Source organism: Streptomyces sp. bgisy159 (assembly GCF_057707805.1).
This window is the reverse complement of record NZ_JBYIQX010000044.1, coordinates 21,770-43,172: the sequence shown is the minus strand read 5'-3', so window position 1 is coordinate 43,172 and position 21,403 is coordinate 21,770. Positions and strand designations below refer to the sequence as shown.

General features: G+C 73.3%; 15 protein-coding genes and 2 pseudogenes. 8 read left to right on the top strand and 9 right to left on the bottom strand.

Translation table 11 applies throughout. The features are described from left to right. Positions 1-26 precede the first annotated feature (26 nt). Positions 27-3,470 carry a phosphocholine-specific phospholipase C gene (locus tag AC3ET3_RS29940; protein WP_432135254.1) on the top strand — a complete coding sequence of 1,148 codons (3,444 nt, stop codon included), beginning with the start codon at positions 27-29 and terminating at the stop codon, positions 3,468-3,470. A 156-nt stretch (positions 3,471-3,626) separates the two neighbouring features. On the opposite strand, the gene AC3ET3_RS29935 is transcribed toward AC3ET3_RS29940, so the two are convergent. Further along, positions 3,627-4,250: a TetR/AcrR family transcriptional regulator gene (locus tag AC3ET3_RS29935; protein WP_432135255.1), complete on the bottom strand. Its 624-nt coding sequence runs from the start codon at positions 4,248-4,250 to the stop codon at positions 3,627-3,629. A gap of 359 nt (positions 4,251-4,609) precedes the next feature. Here AC3ET3_RS29935 and AC3ET3_RS29930 point away from each other — a divergent pair, with 359 nt between their 5' ends. After that, positions 4,610-5,446 carry an oxidoreductase gene (locus AC3ET3_RS29930; RefSeq protein ID WP_432158154.1) on the top strand — a complete coding sequence of 279 codons (837 nt, stop codon included), beginning with the start codon at positions 4,610-4,612 and terminating at the stop codon, positions 5,444-5,446. A 70-nt stretch (positions 5,447-5,516) separates the two neighbouring features. Here the strand turns inward: AC3ET3_RS29930 and AC3ET3_RS29925 are convergent, their stop codons facing one another. The 4 genes and pseudogenes from AC3ET3_RS29925 to AC3ET3_RS29910 all read right to left on the bottom strand — a co-directional run. Further along, positions 5,517-6,125, bottom strand: coding sequence for a hypothetical protein (locus tag AC3ET3_RS29925; RefSeq protein ID WP_432158153.1), 609 nt, complete (start codon positions 6,123-6,125; stop codon positions 5,517-5,519). 369 nt (positions 6,126-6,494) lie between these two features. Next, positions 6,495-7,541 carry a hypothetical protein gene (locus AC3ET3_RS29920; RefSeq protein WP_435613227.1) on the bottom strand — a complete coding sequence of 349 codons (1,047 nt, stop codon included), beginning with the start codon at positions 7,539-7,541 and terminating at the stop codon, positions 6,495-6,497. A gap of 32 nt (positions 7,542-7,573) precedes the next feature. Beyond that, entirely contained in the window at positions 7,574-9,103 is a 1,530-nt protein-coding gene (locus AC3ET3_RS29915; protein ID WP_435613220.1) for a DNA/RNA non-specific endonuclease, read from the bottom strand. Positions 9,104-9,209: 106 nt separating this feature from the next. Then, positions 9,210-9,335: pseudogene (locus AC3ET3_RS29910) on the bottom strand (3-oxoacyl-ACP synthase); the annotation flags it as partial. A gap of 817 nt (positions 9,336-10,152) precedes the next feature. On the opposite strand from AC3ET3_RS29910, the pseudogene AC3ET3_RS29905 reads away from it, so the two are divergent. After that, positions 10,153-10,362: pseudogene (locus AC3ET3_RS29905) on the top strand (IS5/IS1182 family transposase); the annotation flags it as partial. Positions 10,363-10,385: 23 nt separating this feature from the next. On the opposite strand, the gene AC3ET3_RS29900 reads toward AC3ET3_RS29905, so the two are convergent. From AC3ET3_RS29900 to AC3ET3_RS29885, 4 genes are all read right to left on the bottom strand, one after another. After that, complete coding sequence (locus AC3ET3_RS29900) at positions 10,386-10,787, bottom strand: DUF6896 domain-containing protein (RefSeq protein ID WP_432158149.1); 402 nt, start codon at positions 10,785-10,787, stop codon at positions 10,386-10,388. Between the two features lie 65 nt (positions 10,788-10,852). Then, positions 10,853-11,413, bottom strand: coding sequence for a YrhB domain-containing protein (locus tag AC3ET3_RS29895; protein ID WP_435613219.1), 561 nt, complete (start codon positions 11,411-11,413; stop codon positions 10,853-10,855). 195 nt (positions 11,414-11,608) lie between these two features. Continuing rightward, positions 11,609-13,528: an SMI1/KNR4 family protein gene (locus AC3ET3_RS29890; protein WP_435613218.1), complete on the bottom strand. Its 1,920-nt coding sequence runs from the start codon at positions 13,526-13,528 to the stop codon at positions 11,609-11,611. 133 nt (positions 13,529-13,661) lie between these two features. Then, positions 13,662-14,456 carry a DUF2249 domain-containing protein gene (locus AC3ET3_RS29885; RefSeq protein ID WP_435613217.1) on the bottom strand — a complete coding sequence of 265 codons (795 nt, stop codon included), beginning with the start codon at positions 14,454-14,456 and terminating at the stop codon, positions 13,662-13,664. A gap of 70 nt (positions 14,457-14,526) precedes the next feature. On the opposite strand from AC3ET3_RS29885, the gene AC3ET3_RS29880 reads away from it, so the two are divergent. The 5 genes from AC3ET3_RS29880 (at position 14,527) to AC3ET3_RS29860 (ending at position 21,366) form a co-directional block, all read left to right on the top strand. Beyond that, positions 14,527-15,267, top strand: coding sequence for a helix-turn-helix transcriptional regulator (locus AC3ET3_RS29880; protein WP_432135264.1), 741 nt, complete (start codon positions 14,527-14,529; stop codon positions 15,265-15,267). Beyond that, a complete protein-coding gene (locus AC3ET3_RS29875) occupies positions 15,264-16,574 on the top strand; it encodes a hypothetical protein (protein WP_432135265.1) in 1,311 nt (436 codons plus the stop codon). The genes AC3ET3_RS29880 and AC3ET3_RS29875 overlap by 4 nt, the downstream gene beginning before the upstream one ends. Next, positions 16,571-19,345: a multicopper oxidase domain-containing protein gene (locus tag AC3ET3_RS29870; protein ID WP_432158145.1), complete on the top strand. Its 2,775-nt coding sequence runs from the start codon at positions 16,571-16,573 to the stop codon at positions 19,343-19,345. Before AC3ET3_RS29875 ends, AC3ET3_RS29870 begins: the two co-directional genes overlap by 4 nt. A 216-nt stretch (positions 19,346-19,561) precedes the next feature. Then, positions 19,562-20,713 carry a sensor histidine kinase gene (locus AC3ET3_RS29865; protein WP_432158144.1) on the top strand — a complete coding sequence of 384 codons (1,152 nt, stop codon included), beginning with the start codon at positions 19,562-19,564 and terminating at the stop codon, positions 20,711-20,713. Then, entirely contained in the window at positions 20,710-21,366 is a 657-nt protein-coding gene (locus AC3ET3_RS29860) for a response regulator (RefSeq protein ID WP_432135268.1), read from the top strand. The genes AC3ET3_RS29865 and AC3ET3_RS29860 overlap by 4 nt, the downstream gene beginning before the upstream one ends. Positions 21,367-21,403: the final 37 nt, after the last annotated feature.

Genomic DNA, 21,403 nt, shown 5'->3' with positions numbered 1-21,403 from the left:
GGTTGCCCCGCCGTAGCGTCGCCGGTATGTCTGACGTTTCCCGTCGTGGGGTTCTCGGCGCTCTCGCCGGTGGAACCGCTCTGTCCTTCCTGCCGGCGTCCTTGCACCGGGCGATGGCTCTGCCGATGCCGCGCGGCGGCCTGCGTGCCGTCGAGCACGTGATCGTCCTCATGCAGGAGAACCGCTCCTTCGACCACTACTTCGGGACACTGCGAGGGGTCCGCGGATTCGGCGACCGTACGCCGTTGAGGCTGCCCTCCGGGGCGGGTGTCTTCGAGCAACCGCGTCCCGGAGGCGGAAGGGTCCTGCCGTTCTCGGCCCGCCGGGCAGCGGTCGAAGCGGGTCGCCCGGAGAGTGACATCCAGTTTCTGGGCGCGCTCGCGCACGGCTTCCGCGACGCCAACCAGGCCCGGGGCGAGGGCTGGTGGAACGACTGGGTCGCTGCCAAGACACAGAGCACCATGGCCTTCTACGACCGGCGGGACATCCCCCTCCAGTACGAACTGGCCGACCGCTTCACCGTCTGCGACTCCTACTTCTGCTCGGTCTACGGCTCGACCAACCCCAACCGCAACTACCTGTGGACCGGCACGACCGGCCACGAGCCCGACAGCGCCGCACGCGCCGTCACCAACGCCGCCTACGATCACGACCACGCGGGCTACACCTGGACCACCTACCCCGAGCGGCTGGAAGCCGCCGGGATCTCCTGGCAGATCTACCAGGAGTGGGACAACTTCACCGACAACGCGGTGGAGTACTTCCGCACCTGGAAGGAGATCGGCCGCAAGATCCTCTCCAAGGTCAGCGGCCGCTACGCCACCACCGAGCACTTCTACGAGAGCCTGCTGACCAGGAGCCCCGAGCAGCGCCAGGCCGAGCTGGCCGAGTTCCAGCAGGGTGTCGACACGCTGACCGAGGCGGAGCGCCGGCTGTTCCTGCGCGGCGCCTACCGCTCCGAGCCGGACACGCTCGTCCAGCGGATCAGGTCCGACATCCACCAGGGCACCCTGCCGAAGGTCAGCTGGATCGTGCCGACGGCAGCCCTGTCCGAGCACCCCAGCAGCTCCACCCCGGTCGGCAGCGCCAACCTCGTCCACGACCTCCTCGACGCCATCGCGAGCGACCCGAAGACCTGGTCCAGGACGGTTCTCTTCCTCAACTTCGACGAGAACGACGGCTACTTCGACCACGTGCCGGCCCCGGTCGCGCCCCGGCCGCCCTCGGGCGACGACGCCGACTGGTTCGACGGCAGCCCGGTGGGCCCCGGCCCGCGGGTGCCGATGACGATCGTGTCGCCCTGGACCGTGGGCGGATTCGTCAGTTCCCAGGCGTTCGACCACACCTCGGTGATCCGGTTCCTGGAACGCTGGACCGGGGTGCACGAGCCCAACATCAGCGCCTGGCGCCGCAGCGTGTTCGGCGATCTGACGTCGGCGTTCGACTTCCACAGCGGCCAACGCCCGCCCGAGGTCGAGCAGCCCGGCCCCGTGCCGGCACCGGTCGGCCGCTGGCATGCCGTTCCGCCCGCGGACCAGTCGCTGCCCGAGCAGGAGCCCGGTACCAGGCGGACCCGCCCGTTGCCCTACCGGTTGTCCCTGCGGACCGAGGTCACCGGCGACCGTGTCCGCCTCAGGCTCGGCAACGACGGCTCCACCGGCGCCTGGTTCAGCGCCCACCCCGGTGACGGCACCGCGCCGCGGACGTGGACCGTGCCCGCGACCGGAACAGCCGACCACGAACTCCCGTACGGCGACGACGGCTACGACCTCCAGGTGCACGGTCCCGGCTGGTCCGTCTGGGAGGTGCGCGGCACCGGTGTGGGCGCCGAGGCGTACCTCGCCCCGCATCCGGTCGACGGCCACCTGAGGATCGTGTGCTCCAACCCGTCCTCCACCACCCGCACCCTTCTCGTCGGTGAATCGGTCCACCCCCACGGGCACCGCGACCGCGTGCACACCGTCACCCTGAGGCCGGGCGCGTCCCGAACGGTGCGGCTGCGCCCTGCCGGCCACGGCTGGTACGACGTCGTGGCCGTCGACCGCGACGACCCGTCCTTCCTGCGCCGCATGACCGGCCGCCTGGCCCACGACGGGCCGGGGGTCACCGATCCGGCGACCGGCACCCCCCACGCGCTGACGGCGGTCATCGGCCTGCCCGAGCCCCCGCCGTCGCTGGACACACCGTTCACGCAGGGCAGTCCCACCGATGTCGTCGTCACCCTGCGCAATCAGAGCCGCCAGCGGCTCGACGGCCTCTCCACCGCGCTGGTCGTTCCGTCCGGCTGGACGGTCGAACGAACCGCCACGGCTCCGAGAACTCTCGCGGCCGGTGGCTTCGCGGACGTACGCTTCACGGTCACCCCCCGCAGCGACGCCTCCGCGGGCCGACTGGCCGTCGCCGCGCACGCCCAGGGTGGCGGACTGCTCCGGCTCGCCGACACCCGGGTGCGCACCGGAGTCGCCCCCGCTCTCACCGTCGCGCTCAGCGGCCCGGCGCACTCCCCCGGCACCGACGGCGCCGTTCTGTCCCCGGGCAGACCCGCCACCGTGCGGGCCGTCGTCACCAACGCGGGCAGCACGCCGCTCACGGCCCTGGCCGCCACGCCCGCCCTTCCGGAGGGCTGGAAGGCCACCGCCCGTGGCACCGTGCCGGCATCCGTCCCGGCACGGTCGAACGTGACCCTGTCCTGGGACGTCGTCCCACCGGTCTCGGCGGCACGCGTCCGCGTCACCCTCAGGACCACCGTCACGGCTGAGCGGAGCGACGGCGGGAGCGCCCTGGAAGCGTCCGCGGCCCTGCCCGTCGTGACCGGTCCGGTCATGACCGGCCACCTCCTCGCGGAGGACTTCGAGTCCGCCGCCCCCGCACTCGCCCCGGCCGCCGATCTCCCCCGCCCCGGCCTGCTCGGCTGGACCCGGACCACCCCCGTCGGCTGGACGGTCACCAACGCGCCGGACATGCCGCAAGGCAGCCGGGAACTACAGGGCTGGACGCTCATGTCCAAGCAGTTCTGGTTCCCCGCCGGGCAGAATCGCCCCCACTTCACCCGCGGGCTCGGCGTCGTGGCCGTGGCCGACCCCGACGACTGGGACGACACGGGCGGCCCGTCGGGCCGGGGCCGCTTCGACTCGACGCTGAGCAGCCCGTCGGTGGACATCCCGCCCGGCACGTCCACCCTGCACCTGTCCTTCGACTCCCACTACCGGCAGGAGAGCCCGCAGGAGGCCGAGGTCACGGTGGACTTCGACTCCGGCGACACGGTGCGGTTGCTGCATTACTCCAGCGCCGCGTCCGGCAACAGCAACCACGGCCGGGACCAGGAGAACCTGCTGGTCCGGCTCTCCTGCCCGGTCCCGGCCGGGGCCACCTCGGCCAGGGTGAACTTCCGCCTCTTCAACGCGGGCAACAACTGGTACTGGGCCATCGACCACATCCGTCTGGGCACCGCACCCATCGCCGACTCCTGATCGGAATGCCGAGCGGCCGGCGTGACGGGTGGTGCGAGTCGGCAGCACCGCCCGTCGCGCAGGAGGCCGGGGCCGGGGGACGCCCGGCTGCCGCGGTCGTACGTACCCGTCTCCTCGGACGCGTCGCACGCGGGCCCGGGGCGGCGGGTGCCGCTCCTACAATCGGACCTGCGGAGCCACGGCGGCCATGGCCCGGTCGAGGGCGTCGGCGAAGGTGCCGCCGGAGCCGCTCTCCAGCCATGCCCGCTGGGCTGCGACGAGGCAGCCGAAGGCGGCCGCGGTGATCGCCCGCAGGGTCGGGTCGGCCGCGGGACAGGGCGTGCCGGCCTCGGCGGCACGCCGGCTCAGCTCGTCGACGACGACCTCCTGCATCTGCTGCTGCTTCTCCAGGTAGCTGCCGAGCAGGTTCGGCGTGCTGAAAATGACCCGCTGGATCGGTGCGGCGACGGAGTCCTTGTCGAGGTCGTCGACGTGCGGCACCAGTAGATCGAACAGCGCCCGCAGCGACTCCCAGACCGGCTCGCCGGCCGGGCGGGCGCGCAGTCCCTGGAGCATTTCGTCGGCGAGGTAGTCGACCTTGCCGATGACCAGGTCTTCTTTGGTGGGGAAGTAGCGAAAGACACTCCGCTTCGACATGCCGACCGCGGCGGCGATGTCGTCGATGGTCGTCGCCTCGTAGCCGCGCTCGATGAAGAGGGCGTTGGCGGCCTCCGTGATCTCGCGCCGCACCGCCTGTCGCGTGCGCTCCCGCAGCCCGGACCTCGTCTTCTCCGTCGTCACCGGCCCAGGGTATCACTCACGGCCAAGATTGACACTCGATGACATGTTTGTCATTGTGTGCTGGGCGCTGTGTATCACCCCTGCCACGGAGAAGGGCGGACCGGCATGACTACGACCCGGCTCACGTCGGCGCCGCGATCCTCCCGGTCGCGGACGCCGCCGAGCCGCCGCTGCGGGTCTTCTCCGGCACCGCGCCTCGCGATCTCCGGCCCGGGCCGCGCCGCGCACCCTCAGGTCCGGCGCGCCCACGCGGCCGTCGCAGGGCCGGCCGAGGGCCACTGATCCGGGCCTCGGAACGCCCACGGCACCTGCCGAAGACACCAGAGACACGCAAGAACGAGCGAAAGACAGGCAACGACATGTCCAGCAACACCAAGGTCGCACTCGTCACCGGTGCCTCCTCCGGCATCGGCGCCGACACGGCGCTCCGGCTCAGGGAAGCGGGCTACACCGTCTACGGCGCCGCACGGCGCGTCGAGCGGATGACCGCGCTGCGCGACGCGGGCGTGCGCATCCTCGGCCTCGACGTCACCGACGAGGACTCCGTCCGCCAGGCGGTCGACAGCATCATCCGCGAGTCGGGGCGCGTCGACGTCCTGGTCAACAACGCCGGCTATGGCTCCTACGGCTCCCTCGAAGACGTTCCCCTGGCCGAGGCGCGCGCCCAGATCGAGGTCAACGTCTTCGGACTGGCCCTCCTGACCCAGCTCGTGCTGCCCCACATGCGCGCCCGGCGCAGCGGCACGGTCATCAACGTCAGCTCCATGGGCGGCAAGCTGGTCACGCCGCTCGGCGGCTGGTACCACGCCAGCAAGTACGCCGTCGAGGCGCTCAGCGACGCGCTGCGCATGGAGACGAGGCAGTTCGGGATCAACGTCGTGGTCGTCGAGCCGGGCTCGATCCGCACCGAATGGGGTGCCATCGCCGCCGAGACACTCAAGCAGACATCCGGCAAGGGTGCCTACGCGGCCATGGCCGAAGCCGTCGCCACCACCCTCGCCCAGAGTTCACGGCCCGACGCGAAGATGACCTCCGACCCGTCGGTCATCGGCAAGGCCATCGTCAAGGCTGCCGACGCGCGCCGCCCCCGCACCCGCTACCGGGTGGGTTTCGGAGCCGGCCCGGCCCTGTTCCTGCGCCGGCTGCTCCCGGACCGCGCGTTCGACTTCGCCATCCGCCGCGCCTTCGGCATCTGACCCGGGTGAGGCCCGGTACGACCGGTCACCCGGCCGGCGCCGCTCCCCGCCGCCCGATTCGCACTCCTGCTCAAGCCGCGGGGAACTCGTGTCTCATGCGGTCACACAGTTCCTCGAACTCGACCGTGCCGACGAACACCGCGCGCTCGACCGCCTCGGCACCGCCGTAGAAGGACGCCGGCCACCCGGTGCGCAGGGATGCCACGCCGTCGACCTGGTATCCGCCGCCCGCGGCCGCCACGGCCCACCCACCGCGGGTGACGTCCTCGGCTCCGTAGACGTCACCGTCGGAGTCGGCGTCGCCGACCACGGCCTTCTTCGGCACGATCTCCACCACGAACTCGGCATGTGTGCCGGCGGTCGGTCCGCGGCGCAGCACCAGGTGCTCGCCGCTGCCCTTGGGACCGCGCACGGCATCGAACGCGGTGGGTGAGACGTCGCCTCCGCATGCCTCGCCACCGGCGACGGAGTCCACTTCGACGTACAGGTCCTCCGCGATGTCCGCGGTGCCCACGAGCCGTCTCCAGTTGCCGTCGGCCGCCGACTCGGAGGTGATCTTCACGTCGGTGAGCCGTGGATTCGCCATGGCCACCAGTTCCGCCCAGTCGTCGTCGCTCGGCCCGTCGTCGGTCGCACCGCATCCGCCGAGGAATGCGGCAGCGAGGACGGTCGCTGCCAACCTGCCCCGGTGGCCGGGTCTTTCACGCATCACCGCACCAGATCGTAGCCCCCGGCCCTGAGCGGTTGCCGGCCGCCCGCGCGACGATACGGCCGGACGGCACGTGACGATGGCCGGAGAGGCCGGTCAGCACGGTGCCGGTGGGGTGGCCGCGCGCTCAGGCCGTCCCTGATCCGGTCGGCCGACGCCCTCGCTCATGCTCTCGTCCCGCTCCCGCACGGCCCGGTGCCGGGGGTACGGCCCGCCTCCCGGGCAGCGGCCAGGTCGCTGAGGTCACAGGTGCGCAGCCTCATTCCCGGTGTACGGCATCCGCTTCCCCCTGTTTCCGCCTCCGGGAAGGCGGCTCATCACTGCGACAGCGGTGGCGGTCTACTGGATCAGCTCCAGGTGCGGATGGTCCGACGACGCCGGGCAGACGTGGAGTTGGAGGTCGTAGCCCTGGGCGAGGACGATGAAGGTGTAGTTGGCCGGAGGGGTGCCGGGCGGCAGCGGGTCGCGGGCCTGGTCGCCTTCGGGGGCCCAGCTTCCGGTGCCGGCGTTCCATTCGGTCGTGGCGATGGTCAGCAGCGGGTCCATGGCGCTGTCGCACACGCGGCAGGTCCGGGGCAGGGGGTCGGTCAGGCCCCAGCGGGACCACCCGCCGACCTTCCAGCCGGGGGAAACGGACAGGTTGTTCCGGTAGAACTCCTCCGGGGCGGCTGCGTAGGAGCTGTCCACCACGGCCCCGGCGGCCTGCCACCTGTGCCACTCCCCCAGTTGCTGCCGCAGTTCCTTGCTCAGTTCCAGGAAGTGGGGGTATTCCGTGACCTGTTCCGGCGCGAGCAGGCACGGCTGTGGCAGATAGCCGGGGAACTGAACGCCGAACGGCTCGGGGGGCGAGTCGAGGACGTCGGTGACCGCGGCGGCGGACCGCCACAGCAGCGCGGTCCTGGGGTGGTCCGGGTGGTCGAAGGGGCACCACAGCACTTGGAGCAGGTCGGCCTCGGCCTGCCCGGGGGGCGGGCGCAACCGGGAGATGTCGCGCACGTACAGCTGGGCCACGGGCAGCATGGCGATCGGGCCCCCGGGCCACGGGCTGCAGGGGTCGGGCTCGTCGTCGATCGTCCCCTCCTCGGCCTCGTGCCGGACGGGGTGGGGGTCCTGCCGCGGTCGGCTTCCCGCTTCGGTGCGGATGCCCCGGCGCTCCCGCTCCTGCTCCAGGGAGAAGGCCGTGTCGACCTGCTCCCACGTGTGCGGGCCGTCGCAGTGCGGCCACGGCTCGCCGGCGGGCCACAGCAGCGGCCCGCCGACCGAACTGTCGTGCCGTGACGGCGACCCGGCGCGGGGGTGCAGCCGGGTCGCCGTGCGGGCCAGCGGGGCCAGTTGAGGGAAGAGCGCGGTGACGTCGAACGGCCGCGGGGGTGTGGTTCGGCTCATTCCGGCTCCCGGTGGCGCGAGTTCGGCTGGGGTCAGTTTCCGAGGTTGTACAGCCCCGTGTTGCGCTGGGTGTTGGAGATGTAGACATCGGGGAACAGCGGTTGCGAGGTTCCGTCGGCCCGCTCGACCGTAGCGCTCATCGTGACGCCCCGGGGAATGGTGCTGGTGTCGTCCCGGTAGTCGGGAGTGACCTGGTAGAAGATCGCGTCGTTCGGTCCGAACGCGGTGTCCGCCACCGCTGTCTGGGCCGCGAACTCGTACGTCCGCATGCTGGGGGTTCCGGTGTTCATGCCCGCCTGCCAGCAGGGGACGAGATTGTCCTGTCCGCCGTCGCGCACCTGGCCCTTTCCGCCGAGGATGTTGGCTATCAGGTGGCAGCGGGCGAGTCCGGTCCCGGGCGAGTGGTCGCCGGCGAACTTCTGCGCGTCCCGCCAGCCGGTGATGTCTCCCGTGGCCTCGCTGCCGGCGCCGAGGGTCTTCCCGAGGCACGCCTGCGCCGTGGCCGCGCGCGTGCCCGCCGGTCCGGGCGGGTCGGTGCTCTTGTTGGTGTGCGGTACCGGTTCGGTGGTGTTCCGGATCCAGCCGTTGCCGGCCGGAAGTCTCCCGGGCCGCGTGCTCTTGAGGCAGGCGGCCTGTGGCACGGGGGTCGAGCTGGTGATGGCAAGCTTGAACTCCTCGGCCTCCACCACGCGCTGGTTCACGAATCCCTCGGAGAGCTGTGCCTCGGCGGACCGGTTGTCGGCGAGGGGGGCGTGGACGCGCGCGCAGCCTCCGCCGGAGTCGCCCGCGAGCTGGTAGATGTCCCACCCTCCGCTGCTGTAGTTGGGGACGATCTCGGCGCACAGAGCGCCGTCGGTGCCGCCTTCGTGGGTGGCCGCGAAGGGGAACGCGCCGCAGCTGTCGGTCGCCACGAGGTCCGTCCGCGCCTGGAAGGGCTTGGAACTCCCGTTTCCGCAGGTGCGGCTGGTGCGGTCGGCGATGCCGCTCTTGGCCCGGGTCAGGGGCTTGTCCCGCCCCCAGCCGTCGGCGAGGTTCTCCTGTGCCCACAGGTAGCCGGCCGCCGCGGCGCCCGAGCCGGACGGCAGCGCGCTCATCTTGACGACGGGCATGACGGCGGGCACGACGCAGCCGGGGCCGGGCGTGCCGGTGGAGCTGGTCGTGTCGCGGACGTCGTCGTCGCAGCGGATCCGCTCCGGGTTGCTCCAGGAGGCGTTCGGGTCGGTGATCTGGGCGCCGGGAGAGGTGACCGCGTCGCGCTCCAGGTGGGCCATGTGGTCGGCTTCCCTGATGAGGGCGAAGGTGGAGCCGGCGATGGTGCGGGCGACCTCCTGGTTGCGGCGCGGGGACGTGGTGATGTCGTACTCCCCGGTGAAGACCAGCGCGGGCACACCGCTGATCCCGCCCTCGGGGATCAGGCCGGGATCCAGCAGGCGCCGGTGGCAGGCCGCGTGCCGCTTCACCTGCCTCCAGGTGGAGCGCAGCGCCTGCCGGCGCAACAGCCGCTGGACCGCGGCCGATTCCTGGACGCGGTGGTGCTCGCTCGTGTTGACCAGGCACCGCACCAGGTGGTCGGCGTAAGTGCCGTCCGTGGTGCAGACTGGCGTGGGCGGGCCCGGCCTCCAGTACGACGGCGCCGGCCCCGTCGCCGAAGATCGGCGCGGTCGCCCGGTCGCCGGGATCGATGATGGAGGACATCGTCTCCGCGCCCACCACGAGCACCCGGCGGGCCGTGCCCGAGCCGATCAGGCTGGCGGCGACCGTGCACGCGTACACGAAACCCGAGCAGCCCGCCATGACGTCGAACGCCGGGATGCCCGGCAGGCCCAGACGGTGGGCGACCCACGGTGCCGTCGCCGGACAGGGGTGGTCCGGCGTGTTCGAGGCCAGGACGAGCGCGTCCACACTGCCCGCCCCGGCCGAGGCCATGGCGCGGGCGCCGGCCTCCGCCGCCATGTCGCCGGTCGCCGTCCGCGGCCCGGCCATGCGGCGCTCGGCGATGCCGATGCGCTCACGGATCCACGCGTCGGAGGTGTCCATGCGGGTGCAGAGCTCGCTGTTGAGGACGCGACGCGGCGGCAGCCAGGCTCCGAGTCCGGTCAGGACGGCCGCGCCGCGACCACGGTCCGTGTCACCGGCGGTGTCGATCACGCATGCTCCCCTGCTCGTGCACGGCGCGCCGGTGCGGCGACAACTGCCCCGCCACCGTGCCGACCGGACTCGTCGGTCCATTCATGGAAGCGCTCCTCGCGGGGGTCCGGCAGCCACACCGCAAGGGAGCCAGGGCCCCCGAAAGGGCGAACCCGCAGCATCCGGAGCCACCGCGCACCGCCCCGGCCGTCACACACGCCGACGGCGCCCCGGGCCGGCCGCCGCGGCCCGTTCGGGCGGCCGCCGCCGCGCTGAAGCGGGGCCGACGCGCCGCGTGCCGGCGCCCCCGACGGTCGCCCGAGCCGCGCCCCTCGGTGGTGGCCGAGGGCAGGGCCCGCGCCGAGGGTGGCTGGTACGTCCATTCCGTGCCCGGGGACGACGGTCGGGTGGCCCGCCTCGGCGACACCTGCGCCCGGCCGCCGCGGAGGGGCGCGGCAGGGCCGCAAAACCCGGTGCCCCCGTTCGCCGCCCGCTGTGGAAGCGGGGCATCAAGCCGTTGATCACCCGACGCGGCGTCGTCCACGGGTCCGGACCGGGCAAGGTGCGCTGGGTCGTCCAGCGCGTCTTCGCCTGGCTGCACCGGTTCAAGCGGCTCCGCATCCGCCACGAGCGACGCGCCGACCTCCATCAAGGCCTGCTCCAACTGGCCTGCAGCCTCATATCCCTGCGCTGACTGCGGACATCATCCTGAAGCGATCAGCCGGCTACGCCGAACCACCCCGGCCGCACCTCGGCCAGAAGCGGTTGCAGCGACCGCACTGCGGTCCGCAAGTCCTCATCCGTGACGTCAACAGCGTCCGGCAGGCTCAGCCCATACCAGCGCAGCCGCCAGAGGTCGAAGACTTCGCTCCCGTCGGCTTCGAAGTCCACATCGACCTCAGTGCCGTTGTCACTGACGAATCGGCATCCCGCCCCATGAACCGTGTAGGAGTAGGTGCCGACGTGCCCACTCCGGCTGATCCGGCGCGAACGGGCCAGGCCAAGGACGTCTGCCAGCCGCTCAAGCGAGGGGATCGCCACCTTCATGGCCTCGTCAATCGCGTTCAGAGCACGGACGTAACCGAGCACGAGGTCTCTTGCAGCCCCGACCCGTTCCATACTGCGTCACCCCCTGAGCCCGTGGCAGAAGGGAGACCTCAAGAACGCTGCCAGGCCGGCGTGACTCAGCGCTCTGCAGGCCCGCGAACGGTCTTCACCGACAGAACCGGATCGACAGGTGGTACCAACTCTCTGCGAGCGACTTCAACAAGATGTAGCGGAGGATCGCCGTCCCTCAGAGCGGTCGCGTACTCGATGACCTGGGCATGCGTCAGCACCGGGAGTCTTTGGCGCAAGGTATGCATGGCATGCATCCGTCCGCGAGCAGCCGCGACAGCCCGAACCTCATCGTGCAGATCGTCGACTGCGGTGCGTACGGCCTGGCCTCGTATGCGAACTCGGTAGTCAACAACCCAGGCTTCGGATACCGCAGAGACGACCCCGATCCGGTGAAGGCTGCCGTCGAGGCGATCAACCAAGTACGGCCCGTTTCCGGCGAGCATGAAGTCGGAATTCCTGGTCCGCAGGTACTCCTCGGACGTCCAGCAAACCACCCAGGCCAGCTCGTGCTGCTCTACATGCGACACAGCCATGCGCATCGGCTCCGGTCTCGCCGCCAGTTCGCGCTGATACTCGCGTTCCAGCTCCTCTTCAACGATACGAACTGCCGCATCGCGCTCAATCACGTGTGCAGCATCCCGTACAGACTCCACCAGTGACCACCAGATTTCTCGGTCGCCAGAGCGCCGACCGCTGTCCGTACCGGAATACCGCACCCGCAGAACAAGTGCACTCCGCCAATACGGTGGTGGCGTGTCCTCGGCCGACGGGAGCCGTACCGGATGCCCCCGTCGCGCGGGCGGCAACGGCGGCCCACCGCGTCAGAGGCGGTGGCGTACGAAACTCATCCAGGCGAAGCTCTCGCCGTCGCGGGGCGGCCGGGTCCAGGAGCGGGTGGTGAAGGTGTGGAGACTGCCCTGCGTCAGCGCGAAGCGGGGCAGGGACAGGCCCAGTTCGCCGTGCAGGGCGTGCAGGAGGCGCAGTTCGCGGTCCGGGTCGGTGTCCTGCGGGCGGAACAGTCGTGCCGGGTCCAGGGGCGGGGGTATCGAGCCGCTGCGCTGGATGTCGGTGCCCCGCGCGCTGAACGCGTACAGCTCTTCGCCCCGCTCGGCCACCGACAGGTGGAAGACGCCGTGGCGCCCGGGCGCCGAAGGCCCCGGGTCGCACCACACCACCACCGCGCGTCCGTCGGCGGAGGCGGCCGCCGCAGGTGACCGGAACAGCTTGTTCAGGTGGCGGTGGGACCAGCCGTCGAAGGCGAAGGCCCAGCCCCGGGCCGTGCGGCCGACGGCGACCGTGGCCCGGTCCGCCCAGGGCTCGGCGTCCTCCCGCCTGTGGGGATCGGTGCCTCGCCAGAACGCCCGGCGCAGATCGGTGGGCCCGCTCAGCCGGGCGTCCTCCTCGCCGAGCAGGTCGGGCAGACGCGTGGGGTCGGTCGCCTCGGTCCAGACACAGCGGTATCCGTCGAACGGCCGTCTGCCCGCGATGGGTTCCGTGAGCCAGGCCAGGCCCGGCGGGTCGAGGTCGGGCACCTGCTCCGGGGCGGGGCCGCGCTGCCCGGACCGCGGTGTCGCGAGGATCTCCCGGCCGCGCTCCGGGGTGATCAGCGGACCCAGGACCGGGTCGGCGAGCAGACCGACGGGGGCGATCACATCGGGTCCCGGCGCCTCCCACAGCGCAAGCGCCGCCCGCAGCACCCGCCACGCGGCGTCGCAGTCGCCCCAGCGGGCCGTCTCCCGGGCCTCGGCGACGGCCCGGCCCCACGTACCGGCGGGCGCGTAGCGGTGGGTGGAGTCGCGGACCGCGTCCAGCGCCGCCCGCGCGGTCTCGCGGGCCACCCCGCGGGCGGCCATCATCCCCAGCCAGTGGTCGTCCCCGCCACGCCGCCCTCCGCCGTGCGCGAGAGTCAGGACCTGCAGGGGCAGCAGCTCGGTCAGGTAACGCGGGTCGCCCACCAGGAAGCCCTGGTCCCTGGGGCTGTGCGGAGCCATCAGCTGCCGCAGCTGGTTCAGCAGCGCGGCGCTGCCCGGCCGGCCGAAGGCCCGCGCCTCCTCCAGCAGCGGCCGGGCCTCCTCGTACCGTCCGCGCAGGACCAGCAGGCGGGCCTGCGCCACCCGCGCGTCCTGGGCACGGGTGGTCGCGTTGACGAAGTCCGGTCGGTGCGCCCGGTCGGCGTGGAAGGCGCGGTACCTGGCTTCCATATAGGCGCGGAACGACGGGTAGCGGTCGGGCAGTTCGCCGCTCCAGCCCTTGTAGACGTAGAGCGCCCACTCGCCGTCCGGGTCGCGGTCGCCGGGGTCCAGCAACGCGTACGACATGTCGGAGTCGGTCTCCAGGCGGAGCGCCCGCTGCCACATCCCGGCCAGCAGGACCTCCTCCGCGGACGGGTTGTCGCCCAGATCCCCCTGGTACAGCGGGGTCAGGCCGTGCGGATCGTGGAACCAGTCGATGTCCGCCACGCCGCCGAGCCGGTAGACGCCTGCCGTCTCGTCCACCTGCCATCCGTCGCTCACGGCGAGGAACTCCCGGTACGAGGGCGGCAGTCGCCGCCCAAGCCGCTCCTCGGAGGCGGCGATCGCCGCCTCCGGCGCGCCGGGACTGCCCAGGGGGCGGGGGTTCGGACCGCCGGGTGCGCTTGTGTACGTCTTTTCGGGCGCTTCTCCTTCCTGGTGGTCGCGCGGGACCCACTCCCGCTGCCAACGTCCCAGGAACTCGTGCCAGTCGAATGCCTCGCCGCTCATGACCGGATGGTGTCATCCGGCACTGACAGCAAGAGGAGCATCATCGCCTCGTGAGCCGGTCGGACCGTGGCGGCAGCCCGTCGCTCCGGTGGCGGCTCGGCGGTCCGCAACTCGGCGCTCCCGGCGGGGCTCCTCAGCGGTGGGTCATGAGCAGCCGCCATGCCTCGGGGCCGCGCTGCAGGTACTCCACGGCGAACGCGCCGGGGTGGCGGTCCTCGATCTGGGCCAGCAGGGGCAGCGGGTCGTGCGGGGCCACGAGGACCATGGCGCGCCCGGCGGGCACGGCGGCGATCGCGCCGAACACCGTGGCGTGCCGCAGGGAGTGCGGGATGTCGCGTACGTCGAGTTCGGGGACGTCGGCGTCGTCGGATCCGCCGCACCCGCAGCTTCCGCCGCACCCGCCGCGGGCGCCGGCCTCGGCCTCGTCGTCCTCGCGCGCGTGGCCGTGCCCGAGCAGGTCGTGCATGCCGGACAGCAGTCCGGCCAGGGAGATGTCCGGGGCGCCGGCGAGCAGCGGCAGGACGAGGGTGTTCTCCTTCGCCAGGTGCTCCTCGAAGAGCACCTGGAGCGCCCGGCCGTCGGCAGCCGCCCGCACGGCGGAGCGCGCCTCGCGCAGCGCGTCGACGAGGGCCACGATCCCCCGGTGTTCGGCCAGCATGCCGTCGACGAGGAGCCGGGCCGCAGGCAGGTCGCGGGCAGCGGGGTAGAGGGTCCGCTCCTCGGCCACCGCGTGCGGAACGAGGTCGTGGTCGCAGAAGTCGACCAGGGCGCGACGGGTTTCGTCCGCGTGCGCCGGGTCGCGCTCCGCGTCCGCGATCAGCAGGGCGACCCGCCCGGCCAGTTCTCCCGCCAGGTGCGTGTGGTGCGCCTCGACGGCCTCGGCGGCCGCCGCGTCCTGGGGATCCGATGCGAGGGTCAGGGTGCTCATCAGGGTCGTCCTTCCGGCCGGCGGCCCCTCCCGGTCGGTGCGGGGCCGATGCGGGCAATATACTACGGACATGTCCGTGGAAAATAATGGACCGCTCCCCGGTAGCGGATCGAGCCGCCTGCCGCTGTCCCGGCAGCGCCGCGGTGTCCTGCAGTACCTGCGCGGCCAGTCCGGCCCCGTGACCGCCGGCGCGCTCGCCCAGGTGTGCGCGCTGCACGTCAACACCGTCCGCGAGCACCTGGACGCCCTCGTGGACGACAATCTCGCCGTACGCGAGCGGTCGGCGCCCGCGGGGCGCGGCCGGCCCGCCTGGCGCTACCGGTCGCGGCCCCCTCAGGAGTCGCCCGCCCGGGAGTACGCGGGGCTCGCCGCCGTGCTCGCCGCCCGGATCGCCCGCTCCAGCGCCGATCCGCGGGCGGACGCCCTCGCGGCGGGCGAGGACTGGGGCCGCGTGCTGACCGCCGGTCAGGCACCGGCGGCGGACCCCGAGGAGGCGCGGCGACGGCTGCTGGACCTGCTCGCCGAGATCGGATTCGCGCCGGAGGCGGACACTCGGGCGCGGCGTGTTCGGCTCCCGCGCTGCCCCTTCGTCGAGGCGGCCCGCGAGCATCCCGGGGTCGTCTGCGGCGTCCACGAGGGGCTGGCCCGAGCGGCTCTCGGCGCCCTGGGCGAGACCCCTCAGGACGTCGAACTGCTTCCGTTCGCCGAGCCCGACGCGTGCCGGCTGCACCTGGGGACGGCCACGGCGCCCGAGGGACCGGGCGGGCCGGGGGGCGCGCCCCGGCCCGCCACGCCCGGGGACGACCGGTGACCGCCGCCGACCGGCGCGCGGGCGCCCGCCGGGTGCCTGTGCTGTCGGCCGCCGGTCTCTGTCTGCTGGCCGGCCTGGACGCCGCCCTCGGCCTGCTCGGACTGCCCGCCCCCGTCAACGGCGACCGTCTGCCGCAGGTCCACGGGATGGTGATGGTGCTCGGCTTCGCCGGCACGCTGGTGGCACTGGAACGCGCGGTCGCCCTCGGCGGCCGTCCGCCGTACCTCGCCCCCGCCTTCCTGGGCGCGGGAGGGGTGCTCCTGCTGACGCCGGTGGACCTGGCCGTCGCGCGACTGCTCCTCGTCGCCGGGTGCGCCGCCCTGGTCGTCCTGTACGTGCGCTTCTGGCACCGTGCGCCGAGTGCCGCCCTGGTCGCGCAGGCCGCGGGCGCCGTCTCGGCACTCGGCGCCGCTCTGCTGTGGCTGGGCGGCCTCGACATCCCCCGGCTGCTGCCCTGGCTGGTCGCGTTCCTCGTCCTGACCATCGCGGGGGAACGACTGGAACTCGCACGGGTCGGGTCCCTGGCGCCGACCGCGGAACACGCCTTCCTGGGCTGTGTCGGGGCCGTCGTCGCCGGGGTCGTCACCACCCTCGCCTGGCCCGCCACGGGCACCCTGCTGCTGGGCGCCGCCCTGCTCGCGCTCGTCGCCTGGCTCCTCGTGCACGACGTCGCCCGCCGGCTGCTGGGCTCCACCGGACTGCCCCGTTTCACCGCGGCGTGCCTGCTGGCCGGTTATGCCTGGCTGGGGCTCGCGGGGGCGCTGTGGCTGCTGCTCGGGCCGATCACGCAGGGCAGCCGCTACGACGCGGTGGTGCACGCCGTCTTCCTGGGCTTCGTCATGTCGATGATCATGGCGCACGCCCCGGTGATCCTTCCGGCCGTGCTGCGCCGCCCCCTGCCGTACCACCCGGTGCTCGCGGCGGCGGCCTGGCTGCTGCACCTCTCCCTGGCGCTGCGCGTGGTGGTGGGTGACCTCCGCGATGTCAGAGGGGCCTGGCAGCTCGGCGGAGTCCTCGACATCGCCGCCGTCCTGCTGTTCGTCCTCTCCGCCGCGGCCTCGTCCGTTCGGGCCGGGCGCCGGGCGCCGGTGACGGCATCCGGTCACGCCCGCCCGGGCACCGCGGCAGCGCCGTACACCGGCCTGCCCGCCTCCGCAACGGTGCGGGGCGCCGCCCGCCGCGGCCCCGCCGACACCTCAGCGGCGACCGGCCGACACGGCCCGGCCCTCCCCCGTCCCGTGAGCCCCGCCCCAGACCCCGCCGACACCCCGGCGACCGCGTCCGACTCCTCGAGGAACCCCCGGTGACCACAGACCTGACGCCCGCCGCGGCCGGCGGACCGGCCCCGAAGCCACCGCTGCGATCCGCCCGGGCTCACTGGCACCTCGGGGTGAACGCGATCGTGGTCGTCTGGCTCGCGCTGTTCGCCGCGGCCGCGACCGGCCACCACTTCCTGCCGCGCTCCTTCTGGCTGCTCGTCCACCTCCTGCTGCTGGGCGCGGTCACCAACGCCGTCGTGATCTGGTCGGGGCACTTCGCCGCGTCCGTGCTGCGGCTGCCCGAGGCCGACCGCGGCACCCCGGCGGCGCTGCGGCTGGCGTGCCTAAACGCCGGGGCCGTCACCGTGATCGGCGGCATGCTCGTGGAGCGTTGGCCCGTCGTCCTCGTGGGCGCCTGCCTGGTCGCGGCCGCGGCCACCGCCCACGCCGTCTGGCTGGTCCGGCTGCTGCGCCGGGCGCTGCCCGGCCGGTTCTCCATGACCGTGCGCTATTACACGGCCGCCTCCGCCCTGTTGCCCGCGGGTGCCGCGCTCGGGGTCCTGATGGCCCGTGGCGGTCTCGCCGGAGACCTCTCCGACCGGATGCTGGTCGCGCACGAGATGATCAACCTGCTGGGCTGGGTCGGCCTCACGGTGGCCGGCACGCTCGTCACCCTGTGGCCGACGATGCTGCGCACCCGGGTGGCGGACGGCGCGGAACGGGCGGCGCGCACCGCGCTTCCCGTCCTGCTCGCCGGCCTCTCCGCCGCCGTAGCCGGCGCGTTGCTCGCCCCGCCTGCCCTGGCCGCCCCCGGCGTGGCCGGCTACGCCGCCGGGCTCGTGATCGCGGGCGGGCCCTGGCTGCGCGAGGCCCGCGCCAAGACGCCGAACTCGTTCGCCGCCTGGTCGGTCGCGGCGGGCTGCCTCTGGCTCGCCGGCTCCCTGGCGGCCCTGACGGGCCTTCTGGTCTCCACGACGTCCTGGCCGGCGGTGGCGGAGCGCATGCACCAGCTGACGGCGCCGCTGGCCGCCGGCTGGATCGCCCAGGTGCTGCTCGGCGCGCTCAGCTTCCTCGTGCCGGTGGTCCTGGGCGGCGGCCCCACGGCCGTACGCGCCGCCACCGCCGGGCTCGCACGCGCCTGGCCGGCCCGGCTGGCCGTCACCAACGCCGCGCTGCTGCTCTGCGTGCTCCCGGTGCCGTCCGCGGTCCGGGTGGCGTGCTCACTGCTGCTGCTGGTGGTGCTGCTGCACTTCCTCGTCCTCCTGGTGCTCACCGTCGTCAGCGGTGTGCGCCGACGCCGCGCAGCGGCGCGGGGGGACGCGGGCGCGCCGCCCGCACCCGCGCACGCCGAGGGGCGGCCGGGCCCGCACAGGGTGCTCGGCGGCGTGGCGTCCGGGCTCGCGGCCGTGGTGCTGGCCGTCGCGGGGGGCGGGGCGCTGGACGTGCGTTCGCTGCCCGTCGCGGAGCGGTCCGCCGCCACCCGCGCGGACGGCGGCGGGGTGACCCCGACGGGCCGCACCACCACGGTCGACGTGACGATCCGCGCCATGCGGTTCTCCCCCGCCACCGTCGACGTGCCGGCGGGGAACCGTCTGGTGGTCCGGCTGCGCAACGGCGGCACCGACACGCACGACCTGGTGCTGGAGACCGGTGCCCGCACCGGCCGGCTCGGACCCGGCGAGCAGGACACGCTGGACGCGGGGGTCGTCGGCCGGCACCTCTCGGGCTGGTGCTCGGTGATCGGGCACCGCCGGTCGGGCATGGTCTTCTCGGTCCGGGTCACGCACGCCGAGGGATCCGGCACGGCGCGGGACGGGACGGGTTCGGGCACGACCGGCCCCGGCACGGCGCGGGACGGGACGGGTTCGGGCACGACCGGCGCGGCCCCGCACGAGCACACTGCGGGAACGCCCGCGGCGGGCGACTCGGCCGCGGAGGCGTTCGACCCGATGGCCGAACCGGCCGACGGCTTCACCGCCCGCGACGCCGCACTGCCGCCCGCCGCGGAAGGTCCCGGCCCCCGGCTGCACCGGCGGACCCTCACCGTCGAGGAAGTGCGGGCCGAGGTCGCTCCGGGCGTGCGGCAGACCTTGTGGACCTTCGGCGGGACGGCTCCGGGACCCGTTCTGCGCGGCCGCGTCGGCGACACCTTCGAGATCACCCTCGTCAACGACGGGACGATCGGCCACTCGATCGACTTCCACGCCGGGGCACTGGCGCCGGACGGGCCGATGCGCACCGTCCAGCCCGGCCAGTCGCTGACGTACCGCTTCCGGGCCACCCGCAGCGGCGTGTGGATGTACCACTGCGCGACCATGCCGATGTCCCTGCACATCGCCAACGGCATGTTCGGCGCGGTGATCATCGACCCGCCCGGTCTGCCGCGCGTGGACCGGGAATTCGTCCTCGTCCAGTCGGAGTTCTACCTCGGCGCGCAGAACGGCACGGCGGACGCCGGCAAGGTGAGCACCAAGCAGCCGGACATCGTGGCCTTCAACGGGTACGCCAACCAGTACGACCACGCTCCGCTGACGGCGCGGGCAGGTGAGCGGGTACGCGTCTGGGTCCTGGCGGCGGGGCCCAACCTGTCCAGCGTCTTCCACGTGGTGGGCGGTCAGTTCGACACCGTCTTCCGCGAAGGCGCCTATGCCCTGCGTCCGTCGGGCGCCGAGCGCGGTGGCGCGCAGGTCCTCGATCTCGCGCCCGCGTCGGGCGGATTCGTCGAACTGTCCTTCCCGGAGGCGGGTTCCTACCCCTTCGTCACCCACGTCATGACGGACGCGGAACGCGGCGCCCACGGGGTCTTCCGTGTCCGCTGACGGTCTCGTCCCGTCAGCATGCGACACAGGCGACGACACGGGGTGAAGGGCGGCCCTCGGCACGCCTGCCGGGCCGGCGCGGTCGGGGCCGCCGCCGCGGTCCGGGGCATGCGGGCTTCGGCCCGTCCCGCTCGGTGCCGTCCGCGCCTGCGACCCTCCACCCGCCCGGCACCGCCGGGTCTGACGCTTCCGCGACGCCCGCTCTACGCTGCTGCGATGCGGATGCGCCCCCTCGCCGTGGACACGCTCATCGCGGCAGCCCTCACCGGTGTGGCCCTGCTGCTGGGGCCCGAGGCGGCACGCCAGGGTCACGTCCCGCTCGACACCACCGGCTACGTGCTGGTGGTCCTGGTCCATCTACCGCTCGTCCTGCGTGACCGCGGCCCGGTGGTGGTCTGCTGCCTGGTGCACGCGAGTTGGCTGGTGTACATCGCCCTCGGCTACTGGCCCGTGGTGTGCAGCTTCGGCCCGATGCTCGCCGTGTACACCGTGGCCGCCCTGCGTCCGCCGCGCCTGGCCGTGCCCTGTGCCGCGCTGATGACCGCGACCTGGATCTGTGCCGGTGCGGTCAGCCACACCGACGGCTGGCCCTCCGTGGTCGGCCAGGCGGTCGTCTACCCCGCGGTGCTGTGGCGTTTCGGCGTCGTGGCCCGCCGCTCGGCCGAGCTGACCCGGCGGCTGCGGCGCGAACAGGCCCGGCGCGCCCGGCGCGAGGTCGCCGAGGAGCGCGGCCGGATCGCCCGCGAACTGCACGACGTGGTCGCGCATCACATGTCCGTCATCTCCGTGCAGACGGGCCTGGCCCGCTTCGTCTTCGACACCGACCGGGACACCGCCCGCGCCGCCCTGGAGACCATCGACGCCACCGGGAGGGAAGCGTTGGACGAACTGCGCCGGATGCTCTTGCTGCTGCGCGCCGACGACGACGGCGCGCCCGCCGCCCCCATGCCCGGCATCGCCCGCCTGGAGGAGATGACGGAACGCGTCCGCGGCGGCGGTGTCCCCGTCGCCCTCACCGTGCAGGGCACTCCCCGCCCGCTCGCCCCCGGGGTCGAGCTGTGCGTGTACCGGGTGGTGCAGGAGGCCCTGACCAACGTGCTGAAGCACGCGCGCGGCGCGCGGGCCGAGGTACGGCTGAGCTACGAGCCGCGGCACGTGACCGTTTCGGTCACCGACGACGGAGAGGGGGTGGTTCCGGTCAGAATGCGCAGCGGCGGCGGGCACGGCTTGATTGGCATGCGCGAGCGGGCCAAGCTCTACGGTGGACAGATCAGCATCGGCCCGCGGGACCAGGGCGGCTTCGCCGTACGGTTGACCCTGCCGACCTCAGCGCGGGCCGCAGTGCAGGGGGACGACGCCACCGCATGACCACAGTGCTCGTCGTCGACGACCAGTTCCTCATCCGGGCCGGACTCGTGGGGCTGCTGCGAGCCGCGCCCGGCATCTCCGTCGTGGGTGAGGCGGAGGACGGAGCCGAGGCCGTGGCGCTGGCCGCCCGGACCGCGCCCGAGGTGGTCCTGATGGACATCCGGATGCCCGGCATGGACGGCATCGAGGCCACCGAGCGCATCCTGGCCCAGGCATCGGGCGCCCCGCCGAGGGTCCTCGTGCTCACCACCTTCGATCTCGACGAGTACGTGTACGGGGCGCTGCGGGCGGGGGCCTGCGGCTTCCTGCTCAAGGACTCGGGACCCGACCGGCTGCTCGCGGCGGTGGCAGCGGTGCGCGGCGGCGACGCGCTCTTCGCCCCCAGCGTCACGCGCCGTCTGGTCGAGGCCTACGCCCGCCGGGCCGTCGGTGGACGCCCCGTGGACCTCGCGGAGCTGACCGCCCGTGAGCTGGAGGTGCTGAAGCTGATCGCACGCGGACTGTCCAACCCGGAGATCGCCGACCTGCTCTTCATCAGTGAGGCGACCGTCAAGACCCACCTCAACCGCACGATGACCAAGCTGGACCTCAACAGCAGGGCCCAGGCGGTGGTGGTCGCGTACGAGTCGGGGCTGGTGACGCCGGGCGGATAGCGGCTGCTGCGGAGGCCCCGTCCCGGTCCGGGACCCG